We start from the raw sequence: 11859 nt of genomic DNA, 5'->3' as shown, positions 1-11859 counted from the left end.
GCGTCTCGAGTCCTTCAGAAAGTCGCGGCAAACGGCAAAGCGCAGGGAGCTTGAGAAAGCGCTCGAGGGCGCAGGTGACGACAAACATGAACTTGCAGAGCTTGTTGGCTGGCCGTGGGGATCTATCAGCAGTATCTGGAGCGGAACGGCGGCGGCGATGCGGCGGGCCGGATCTGCGAGTTTCTGGGCGAGGACACGCTGGACGAGGTGGTGCTGAACGACGGCACCAACCAGCGGATCGTGTTCATCGCGGCGAACTTCCGCAAGGAGGTGACCGCGACGGTCCTGTGGCTGCGCGAACATCAGATCGACGCCCGCTGCGTGAAGGTCATCCCCTATCGGTTCGAGGAGGAGGTGTTCGTGGACCTTCAACAGGTGATCCCGACCCCGGAGGCTGCCGATTATATGATCCGGATGGCTGAGAAGGACATCGAAGAGAAGTCGGCAAAGGGCGCGTCGCGGCGTGGTCAGGAGCGGAAACTGGCGTTCTGGACCCTCGCGCTCGAGGAACTCGCGGAGCGGGGACGGAAAAGGTTTCAGAACCTCCGTCCGTCTCGCGACAATTGGATGAGCTGCGGTATCGGAATCCCGGAATGTGCTTTGAGCCTCGTCATCGCTGGCAACGAGACGCGCGTTGACATCGTGCTTCAGCGACGCTCCGCACAGGAGAACAAGTGGATCTTTGATTAGCTGTTCGAGCAGTGCGAGGCGATTGAGGAAAAGGCCGGCACTGAACTTGCGTGGGACCGCAAAGACCATCTGACGCGATGCCTTATCTCCGCGACGAACACGTTCGATCACCTCAACGAGGAAAACTGGCCCGATGCGATCCAGTGGTTGGCGAATTCGTATGAGCGGATTGAGGAGGCTTTCGCGGGACCAATTGGCGAACTCTCACCAAGATTGAAGGCTGGGGAGGCTGATCACTGATGGCCTGGAATTCTGAATCTGATCTGGAACTCGGGATGCTCGAAAAGCTCCGAGAACAGGGATTCGAGGTCAGATCCGGCGCCGATATCTCGCCCGAGGTTCGCGACCCGGAACGCAGAAGCTTTCATGACGCGATCCTGAAGAAGGTGCTGCGTGCCGCCGTAGCGCGGCTCAACCCGGACCTGTCCGAGGGCGCGGTGGATGAGGTCGTGGCCAAGGTCGCGGATGACGCGCTGGGCGGCGATCTGATCGCAGAGAACCGGCGCATGCACGACCTCATGATCCGCGGCGTGCCGGTGGCGTATTTCTCTAACGGGGAAGAACGCAACGCCCGGGCGCGGCTGGTGGATTGGGATGACAAGGCTAACACTTGGCAGGCGATCAACCAGGTCGACATGGTGGGTCGCGTCGCACGTATCCCGGACATCGTGCTTTATCTGAACGGCATGCCGCTCGTTGTCATCGAACTCAAGGGCACTGAAGGCGCCGATATCGAAGCGGCCTTTACGCAGATCGAGAATTACAAGATCGACATCCCGAACCTGTTTCGCAGCACGATCTTTTCCGTGGTTTCCGATGGGTTCAACGCCCGCTACGGCACGCTATCGGCGAACTTGGACCGGTTCATGCAATGGCGGACGGTTGATGGCCAAACCGTCATCCGAGAGAACGAAGCGCTCGCGCTCGGGACGTTGACCGAGGGTCTGCTCAATCGCGCTGTGCTGTTGGACATGCTTCACTGGTTCGCTGTCTTCGAAGACGAAGGTAAAGGGCCGATCAAAAAAGCTGCGGGCTACCATCAGTTCCACGCAGTTCGAAAGGCGATCGACTCGATCGTCACCGCTCGTGGCGACGATGGAAAGGGCGGGGTCATTTGGCATACGCAGGGCTCAGGCAAGTCTCTCCTGATGACCTTCCTGGCGGGCAGGGTCATGCACTTGCCCGAGCTCGAGAATCCGACCGTGCTTGTCCTTACGGACCGGAACGACTTGGACAACCAGCTCTTCACGACGTTCGGGCGGTGTCGGGATCTTCTGGGCGAAGATCCGGTTCAAGCTGACAGCATCGACGATCTGAAGACCCGCCTCAACCGAGAGGTTGGCGGTATCGTGTTCTCGACCATCCAGAAGTTTCGCCCGGAACGGGGGCGCGACTTCCCGGAACTCACCAGTCGATCCAACGTCATCGTCATGGTGGACGAGGCCCATCGCACCCAATACGGGTTCGACGCGAAGATCGACGAAAAGTCGGGCGAACTGCGCCGCGGACTGGCGCATCACCTTCGCTCGGCACTCCCAAATGGAGTCTACGTGGCGTTCACGGGCACCCCTGTCGAGCTTGTGGGTGCGAATACCAGAAGCGTCTTTGGCGACTACATCGACGTCTACGACATCGCTCAGGCCGTCGAAGACGGGGCAACCGTGCCGATCTACTACGAAGGCCGCGTAGCCCGAATCGAGCTTGATGCCGATGTCAAAGAAGTGCTCGACGAAGAGTTCGACGAGGCAACAGAGGGGTTGGCAGACGACGAAGCCAACGCCGCGGCTCGTCGCTGGTCCGGCATCGAGAAACTTGTGGGGGCACCAACGCGGCTTGATGCAGTGGTCGAAGATATCCTGAGCCACTTCGACGCTCGGCTCGAGGCCATCGACGGAAAGGCGATGATCGTCTGCATGAGCCGGCGGATTTGCGTCGATGTCTACGAGCGCATTGTTGCGGCTCGGCCAGACTGGCACTCGGACACCGACGACGATGGGGCGGTGAAGGTCGTTATGACCGGCAGTGCGACTGACCCTGCTAACTTTCAGCCGCATATCCGCAACAAGGCACGTCTTGAGGGACTGCGACGGCGGTATAAGGATGTATCAGACCCCCTCAAGCTGGTCATTGTCCGGGACATTTGGCTGACGGGTTTCGACGCGCCTTGTATGCACACCCTCTATGTCGACAAGCCCATGAAAGGTCATGGGCTCATGCAAGCCATCGCTCGAGTAAACCGGGTATTCTCTGGAAAGCCAGCGGGTCTGGTTGTCGACTATATCGGTCTCGCAGCCGAGTTGAAGAATGCTCTCGCCCACTATTCCCAAGGCGATCAAGCGCAGACGGGGGTGGATGAACGCGAAGCCGTGGCTGCGTTCCTGACGGCATTGGACGTCGCGCGCGGCGTTTTCCACGGCTTCGACTACTCTCGCGCTCTCGGAGGAAGTAGCGCCGATCGCATCGAAATCTTGCCGAAGGCCGCAGATCATATCCTGAAGAAATCCCGCGAAGACGGCAACGAGCAAATTGATGACTTTGGGAAACGATACATGGATGCCGTCGCCAGTCTGGCAAAAGCATTCAAGTTGGCTGCGGGGTCCCTGGAAGCCTCAGACAACGCGGAAGAAGTCGCCTTTTTCCTTGCGGTCAGATCCGCCTTGCAAAAGCTTGACGTGACCGGGGGGAGGAAGGGCGGCAACAGTCCAGACTTCGCGATCGAGCAGCTTCTGAACCGAGCGGTAGCGTCTACCGAAGTCATCGACATCCTCGAAGCCTGTGGTTTCGATCGTCCGGACATCAGCGTGTTGTCGGAGGAGTTCCTGCTGGAAATCCAGAACATGGAGCACAAGAACCTTGCAGTCGAGGCGCTGAAGAAGCTCCTCAATGGCGAGATCGCAGCGCGGACCCGGGGCAACGTTGTTCAGAACGAGAAATTTTCCGAGCGCCTGACCAGCGCGATCTCAAGATATCTCAATCGGAGCGTTGATGCGCTTCAAGTCATCCAGGAACTGATCGCCCTCGCAAAGGACCTTCATGCAGTCCCGCCGGACAATCTGACGAACGAGGAGCGGAGCTTCTACGACGCACTCGCGCAGAACGAAACCGCAGTAGAGGTTCTTGGCAACGAAGAGCTTCGGATCATTGCCACTGAGCTGGTGAACTCTGTGCGGGCGAGTTCGGGTGTGGACTGGTGGGAAAGGGAAGATGTTCGCGCGAGGATGCGGGTGGCGGTAAAGAGGATCCTTCGGAAATATGGTTATCCGCCAGACCTTCAGGCGGAGGCGGTTATCCTGGTTATCAAACAGGCTGAAGCATTAGCCCGGAACGCAGCCTGAAACCCGCTGCGATTTGAACCATGCCGTTGCCCAAGTGCTTCAACCGCAGGCCTTGAGAATTAGTGGCTTCCATCTTGATGTTGTCGGGTTCAATTTGCGAGCAATTAGGAATTGGTGTCTTTGTCTAACCTTTCAGAAGGTGCTGCATCCCTCGAAGCTCAATTGAGTTCCGTCAGTAGAGATGCGAAGTTTCGGATAAATATACCTCAAGAGTTCAGGAATTTGAAATGGACCTAACCCAGTCCGCGGGACACGCCGTCGTTCAGTTTATCTTGGCCATCGCCAATCACCTTACAAAGTCTGAAAGCGCGCCGGGATTGGTGGCATTGGGCATCGGGGTCGCGATGGTCATAGTCGCAGTTCTGTTCTTGGTTAAGCACCGGTCCCGGATGAGGTCGATCAAAACGATGAGGCGAGAGGTCGCCGCATATGAAAGCGTGCAGGCCTTTGCGGACGGATTTGAAGAGTTCAAGGCCCGCGTCTTTGAACAAAAATCGGCATCATATTCGGCGGAAAAGCTATGGGAGGCGTGGGATGAATACGCCGAAACGATCGTGGCGGATGACGTCGAACGGGACACGCCCGTCGTGCTTCGAAATTCCATCCGGCCCTCTTCATTCCTGTACGTCGACGATTTGGGCTACGGGCCGGGCTGGTTCCGAATTCTGCCGAATATCTTCGTGTCCTTCGGCCTGTTCTTTACGTTCCTTGGCCTCGTTGCGGCGTTGGGCCAGTTTGCCGGGCAGATGGACGGATCGTCTCCCGATACGGGCATGGATGCCGCGATGGGCGCATTCATGGCGATTGCGTCGGCAAAATTCATCATGTCGCTGAGCGGACTCGCCGCCTCCATCCTTTTCACGATCCTTTTGCGTGTGGGCGCAGGACGGATCGATCGGGAGCTACACGCCCTGTGTCTGCTCATCGAACGCCGATTGAAGTTTGTAAGCCTTGAAGACCTCGGGTTCCGGCAGCTTAAGGCCGCAGAGCGGCAAAAGGATCACCTGCAAGAGATCGGGTTTGCGATGGTCGAAAAGCTCCAAGAACCGCTCAACGCGCTTCCTGATCACATTTCAGCAACGATTACCAAGGAGATCAATCCCATCTTCGAGAAGGTTTCGAGCATGGGCAGTTCCAACATGGAGGGACTGGTCGGCAACCTGAGCGATCAGCTTTCCCACTCCGTCGGGTCCGCTCTGACCCAAGCCAGCACATCGCTGGGTGAAGCGTCGGATCGCATGAACACTATGCTCGACAAGATGGGAGCGACGAACGCACAGAGTGGCGAGACTCTCAACGCAGCCTTGCGGGACCTTGTGGCGTCAATGGCGGATCTGAAGGCGAATGTCTCGGACACGGGCGCGGCTGCGTCAAACGCCATGAACGAAGGCGCAGAACGCATGTTGAGCGTCATGAACGATACGCTCTCCGGTATACGGGACAATACCTCGGAAGGTGCAAGCGCCATGAGCCGGGCCGCAGAGGAAATGCGGAAGGCAGCGGAAAGCTTCCGAGATCAAGTCTCTGAGGCCGCTGCCGAGGGTGCGGCAGCGGTTCAAGCGCGCATGGCCGAAACATCTGCTCAGGCCGGAACAGCTATCGAAGGCGCGGGCTCGACCTTGATGCAAAGCTTCGACAGGGCGAGTCAGGAAATCGCGCGTCTTGGCGAGCAATTGGGCGAGAATATCGGGCGCGACATCATCGGGAAGCTGGATCAGATCGGCGAGCGCCTTTCCGATGCATCGGGTGCCATTGCAGATGGCGCTGGTCGCGCACGAACGGCCGCAACCAGCTTTGAGCAGACAGCGACCACGATCAACACCGCAACGGGCAGTTTCGATATTGCAAGCAAGGCACTGGTGTCTGCCGCCGGGCCGCTCCGGGCGTCTCAGGACGCGATCGAGGTCAATATCCGGAAACTGACAGAGGCAACGGACGCAACCAGCACTACCGTTATGACCTCCGCAAAGATGGTGGCGGAGGGCGCGAAAGGCGTCCTTGAAGCCGCGCAGACCGCGCTCGGAAACGAAAGGGAAGGCATTCGCGCCTCGCTCGAGGCGACGCGCGCCGCATTGTCGAAGCTGTCCGAAGAGGCAGAGAACCTCGACAAGATCGACGAGCTCATTGGGCGAGCGCTGGTGGACTATAACCGCCAGCTCGAGGCCGCCCTTGGCACTGCGCAAGACCATGTTTCGGACATGGCGGGGCAACTCCAACCCGGCTTGGACACCTTGCGGCAAGTCGTCGAGCAGGCTGAGAACTTCATGCCCACTCAGGCTCGGAGGAGTTAAGCATGCGAGCGCAGGCGCGTCGGATCAGTCACGAGGAAGAGGAAGAAAGTGCCTTCGTGTCCATGACGGACATGACGGTCGGATTTCTCTTTATCATCATGATCTTGCTTGCGTTCTTCGCAAGCCAGTTCAAGTCACAGGACGTGGTTCAACGTCGGGAGTATGACCGGGTTGTCACCAAGCTTGATGAGCAGTCCGAGCTCGCAGAGGACAGGCTCAAACGTATTGAAGAGCTTGAAGCCGTGGTCGCCCAGCAGAAACTCAAGATCGAGGAGCTTGAGGCAGTGGTAGCTCAGCAAGAACTTCGGATCGAGGAGCTTGAGGCGGAACTCGCGCGTTTGAAACAAGTGGATCCGCTTGAGGAATACCTTGCTCAGGTAGCGCGGACCCGCCGCGAAGTTCTTTACAAGCTAAGGGATGCCCTGAGGCAGGACTTCCCCGATCTTCAGGTTGAGATCAGCGAAGAGAGCGATGCATTGCGATTTCAGGGTGAGGGTTTGTTCCTGTCTGGCCGCACCAACTTGACGCAAGACAAGGCATCAATCGTTTCGCGTCTCGCCGAGAGATTGGACGAGGTCCTGCCCTGTTACACGGTCGGGAACGCGTCAACCTTCGATGTGGAATGCAACCCAGCGTTCGCAATCGTTGAGGCCGTCCAGATCGAGGGTCACACCGACAATGAGGGCTCTGATTCATTGAACCGAGAACTGTCTACGGCGAGGGCCAACACGACGTTTTTTGCCATGACTTCAGCGGCCCCCGACATCATGGCGCATCACAACATGAAGGATCAGCCAGTCCTTTCGGTGGCTGCATATGGGCCGGATCGTCCCGTTGCCACAAATGACACCCTTGAGGGTCGCGCGACCAATCGAAGGATCGACCTTAGGTTCATCATGGTCACGCCTCGCGACACCGATGGCATCACGGCGATCAAGAACATGCTTGTTGGCGTCGTGGGTGACGACGAATGAGATCGAGCGAATTCTTCTCGCGGCCTCTGCCACTGAATGTGCGGGCTTTGCCCTCGCTTGATCCGATCCGACGCTCTGTTTCGCGTGTCATGGAGAGGTGGCCTGACGTGGTGGCTCTGCCAAGTGAAAGAAACCGAGAACAACTGGCCCTGGAGATGAAGCGCCGGGTAAAGGATTGGGACTGGGATGGATTCAAGACGGCGCGGGTGAATTCCGCAGCAATCGCAGTGTTCGATGCCGAGCGTCGCGATCGGCCCGACCTCGATGACGTGCGGACGTTCTATTTGGACGAGATTGCAGCATGCCAGCCCGGTGCCTTCCTTGATGCAATGGTCTGGGTCTACATCGATAGTTTTGACGACAAGTCACAGCATACGGTCGAACTCGCCACGGCGCTTGAAACGCGAAAGGGGCAGTTTGGCCCTCGGCCCAAGCAGTTGCTCGAGCTTTTTCCTGGTCTTTTGGACACGTCAAAGATCGCTTCCGACATCGCAGACAAGATGATGAGCATGGACGCGCCCTATGACGGCTTGAAGGACCTTGGGTTCAGGTCTCCCCACACCGCCGGCATCACGATTGCCGCTCACCACAAGTTCGTCTCCCGCATACAGGGAAGCCTGAAGCAGGAGGATCCACGCGCCCGCCTCTTGAAGTGGCTAATCCCGGCAGAAGGGAAACCGCTGTTGAATGGAGCGCAGGAGGCCGTGGAGGCGCTCGTCAGACCCTGGTTGAACGATAAGCCTCCGCCGGACGTTCAAAGCGACCTGACCGAAACGATCATCGCTGCTTACAATGATCCGCGTTTACACAGCGGGGGCATATGGGCGGGATTTGATCAGGCGCTGAAGGATGTTTTGTTTAGATGGCTGACAAAGGAGGACATGCAGTTCTTCTGCGATACGATCACCGCAACACAGGACAGCCACATGTGGCCACCGCGTCGTGATTTCTGGCTAAGACTCTTTGAAGAGGGCCGTATTCGCTCCGCATGGGTCGCTTTTGGGACCGATGCACGATCTTACTCAAGGGAAGTGCTGCTCCGGAAAGGTTTGGATACTTCCGGGAAAAGATTTGGCCGACAAATGGATCGAGGTGGGAGCACGTCCCTTCTTATCATGCAGATAGGGAATAAAATAGTCGTCGATGGGTGCCACAGTTATAAGACGCACATCTTCAAAAAGGACGATCCCATGGCCCCTCCACCCTACGGGACTATGTATTACTGTGACGCCATTAGATTGAAGTCGAAGTTAAGTAGATCACATCATCCGATCAGTAGTTGGTCTGAATGGGTGGAGCGTCATGTCTGAAGGTGCTTTCAAACACGTCGTCGGAGTGGATGACATCACGGTCATGTTCCCGCCTGCCAAGAAAAGCATTCTGAGCCGGCTCATGCGCTCTGAAAAGGAACGGTCCTTTGCGCATCCGAGTGAGCAGGATCGCGATATCCTTTTTGCTCTGGGTGAGTTGCGGGCGTGGGAAGACACCCATGAGGGAAGCGTTTCGATCGGTGAGCAAGAGTTGCGGACGTCTCATGATGCTATCGCCGCGCTCACCTCGGGTGCGGCCAAGGCGCTCGGGTTCGATCCGGATCTGCACCTGACGTTGAGCACCGATGTCGAGGGGTCGATCACATCCACCAACTTCCGCCTGTCCTACATCTGGCGCGAGGATGGTGTGGCGGTGAGACCGAAACGCACTGGTGCGATCCTCGCTACGTCTCGCGGCGCGAAGCGACTGCCTTTGTGGATCAAGCAGGCTCTCGATCTGGCGGACTCCGACACCCGGAAGATGGGAGAAGACGAACGGTGGCGTGTGCTCGCCGATTTCCGGCGTATGCTGGAGCCGGACGCGCAAATCCCAAGCCAAATGCCCGAGAACCGGGAAATGGCGGGTCTGGCCATGTCGGGGTTTCTGAAGGGCCTTACTGTCCGTATTGCGAACCAATTTTCCATCGCGCCTGACAAGGGCCTTGGGCAATTCGAGGTGATCCCGTTTTCCTCTGAACGGCTCGCCACAGAGGCTCCGACGGATGGCCAGGTCCAGGAAAGCAACTCGGAACTGTCTGGAGAACAACTTGCAGAGTTTCAATTCCGGCTAAGGAGTCGGGGCGCGCGCCCCGCATATCAGTTGCAGGGCAATACATATCTCGTGGTTGACCAAAGCGTGGCGCCGGTTCTCGAGGAGATGGTGCGCGCACAGAATGCTGATCGCGAGGAACGGCGTGCCTTTATTCAGAACCCTCGAGCATTCATCACCGAAGCGGTCACAAAGCACCTGGAGCGTTCTGCCGATTTCAAAGAATTGGACCCTGCCGAGCAGGAGGAGCTCATTGAGAGTATCGCGGCACCCGCTTTTGTGGAGACACGTGAATATTCCGACCGCGTGCTGGGCACAACGATCTACGTCAAGCCAGCACAAGCATATGAAAGCAGTGGGACAGCGTGGCTGCCCGAGGTTTTTACCAGTGCTGTTCTGGAGGCCATCGAAGGGATGGACGATGACGCCTTGAGAGGCGTCGTCGTCGAGATGGAGCGCACGCTTAAGGCGGGGACCGCAGAGGCTGTCGATGTTGCGGGGCACCCCGTAGAAGCAACACCAGAGCGCGTTGTCGCCTTGAATGCCGAATTGGACGCACGCGAGGAGCGTCGTGAGGCGGGAGCGCAAGAGGAAGAGGAAACCGGGGCTGCCGATGGTCCAATCATCCTCGATACTTTGGACAACTATGACGAGGTCGCGTGGCACGCACGTCTTGCACCGCGGATCGCAGTCATCCCGGCGACCGTGCCCGAGAGCATTACGACGCCCCTGCGACTCCACCAAGTTGAGAGCTTCGATTGGTCAACTCAAGCTTGGAAACAAGGGTTACCAGGGATCCTGAACGCTGACGAACAGGGGCTCGGAAAGACGCTCCAGACCATCACGTTTCTGAACTGGCTACAGGGCAACATGCGCGAAGGCCCGGAAAATCATCGCCGCCCTATTTTGGTGGTCGCGCCGACGTCGCTCCTGCGTAACTGGGAAGCCGAAGTCGAAACCCATGTCACGAAGCGAAAATTCGGGCAATGTATCCGGCTCTATGGGAGCCACCTCGCTGGCTTCAAGAAGCGTGGGTCGAGAGGAAAAGAGACGCAATCGGGATTGCCGAACCTTGATCTCGACTGGCTCGACGAAGCCATCGAGGAAGGGCGCGCCGACAGGTTCTGGATCCTGACGACCTACACCACACTCGCGAATTATCAGCACTCGCTGGGAAGTATCCGCTTCGCGGCTATGGTCATGGACGAGATCCAGAACATCAAGAACAAGGACACCATCGCGTCGAAAGCAGCGGAAGCGATGAATGCTGATTTTCGGCTTGGCCTGACCGGGACGCCGATCGAGAACAGCACGATGGATCTCTGGACCGTCATGGATCGGATCGCACCGGGCTATCTTGGATCTGGCCGCGCCTTCCGCGACGCATATGGCGTGCCAAACGAAGACAATATGACCGATCTGCACGCGCGCGTGTTCAAGCCGCAGTCTGGTTATGCGCCTCTTGGCATCCGGCGCCTGAAGGATGATGTGGCCAAAGATTTGCCCTCAAAAACCCGCCGACTGCACCCGGGTTTCATGCCCGAAATTCAGGCGACGACCTATGATGTGGCAAGGGCGAAGTTGGCTGCCGGAGGCGCGGGCGCGGCCCTGAAGATGCTCCAGCATATCAGGTCCGTGTCCGTTCACCCAAACGCGGCCTCTCAAAGTGACCCGGACGAGTTCACCCGGATGAGCGTGCGATTGTCAAAAACGATGGAGATCCTGCGGAAGATCGCGCAACGGGGCGAGAGAGCGCTTGTGTTCATCGAGAACCGCGACATGCAGTTCAAGTTCGTCGAGCTCGTGAAATACTACTTCGCACTGGAGCAAGTCGACGTCATCAATGGGGATACGCCCATCAATAAGAGACAAGCAATCGTCAACCGGTTTCAACGCCACCTCATGGCGGATGATGGGTTTGATCTCTTGGTCTTGGGTCCGAAGGCGGCTGGAACGGGCCTGACTCTGACCGCGGCGACGCATGTGATCCACCTCTCCAGATGGTGGAACCCGGCCGTCGAAGAACAGTGCAATGATCGCGTGCACCGCATTGGTCAACAACGTCCGGTCGAAGTTCATGTCCCCTTGGCGATCCACCGAGGCTACGGCGCACAGTCTTTCGACTGCCTCCTACAATCGCTTATGCAGAGGAAAAGGCGAATGGCGAACCAAGCGCTTTGGCCTATGGGTGACACGAAAGGTGATCTGGATGGATTGCAGGGGTCGCTGGACGACGGGGTCAAATCAGACGGCAGCAAGACCTTGCACGCTGTCATGCAGGAGCAATTCGACAGGGATGGAATGAAACAGGTCGAACCGGGGCCGGATGGATCATACGCTATCCCCTGACCGTTTCTGGGGACCGTCCCAGTTATCTGGCCGCAAGGCGCACTTCTTAGGGGCATTGCGAAGCTGAAACCCCTAATTTTCCTGCTTCCTGTCCGCCAGAAATGTCTTCGGGAGGCAGGGGCCGGAGGTTCGAATCCTCTC

The 11859-nt window shown here is 57.8% G+C and carries 5 protein-coding genes and 1 pseudogene; all 6 read left to right on the top strand.

The features are described from left to right. Window positions 1-405: 405 nt before the first annotated feature. Window positions 406-930, top strand: a pseudogene (locus tag KJP29_RS19400) (DUF4268 domain-containing protein). Further along, window positions 930-4025 carry a type I restriction endonuclease subunit R gene (locus KJP29_RS19260; protein WP_218465254.1) on the top strand — a complete coding sequence of 1032 codons (3096 nt, stop codon included), beginning with the start codon at window positions 930-932 and terminating at the stop codon, window positions 4023-4025. The pseudogene KJP29_RS19400 and the gene KJP29_RS19260 overlap by 1 nt, the downstream one beginning before the upstream one ends. 227 nt (window positions 4026-4252) lie before the next feature. Next, window positions 4253-6316 carry a hypothetical protein gene (locus KJP29_RS19255; protein WP_218465253.1) on the top strand — a complete coding sequence of 688 codons (2064 nt, stop codon included), beginning with the start codon at window positions 4253-4255 and terminating at the stop codon, window positions 6314-6316. Window positions 6317-6318: 2 nt separating this feature from the next. Further along, window positions 6319-7290 carry an OmpA family protein gene (locus KJP29_RS19250; protein ID WP_218465252.1) on the top strand — a complete coding sequence of 324 codons (972 nt, stop codon included), beginning with the start codon at window positions 6319-6321 and terminating at the stop codon, window positions 7288-7290. Next, window positions 7287-8600 (top strand): EH signature domain-containing protein, encoded by a 1314-nt coding sequence (locus tag KJP29_RS19245; protein WP_218465251.1) that lies wholly within the window; start codon window positions 7287-7289, stop codon window positions 8598-8600. The genes KJP29_RS19250 and KJP29_RS19245 overlap by 4 nt, the downstream gene beginning before the upstream one ends. Continuing rightward, window positions 8593-11718, top strand: a complete 3126-nt coding sequence (locus KJP29_RS19240) for a DEAD/DEAH box helicase (RefSeq protein ID WP_255553759.1) — start codon at window positions 8593-8595, stop codon at window positions 11716-11718. Before KJP29_RS19245 ends, KJP29_RS19240 begins: the two co-directional genes overlap by 8 nt. Window positions 11719-11859 lie beyond the last annotated feature (141 nt).

The organism is Maritimibacter sp. DP1N21-5, from assembly GCF_019218295.1.
Lineage (GTDB): Bacteria > Pseudomonadota > Alphaproteobacteria > Rhodobacterales > Rhodobacteraceae > Maritimibacter.
This window is presented reverse-complemented; position numbering and strand designations above follow the sequence as displayed.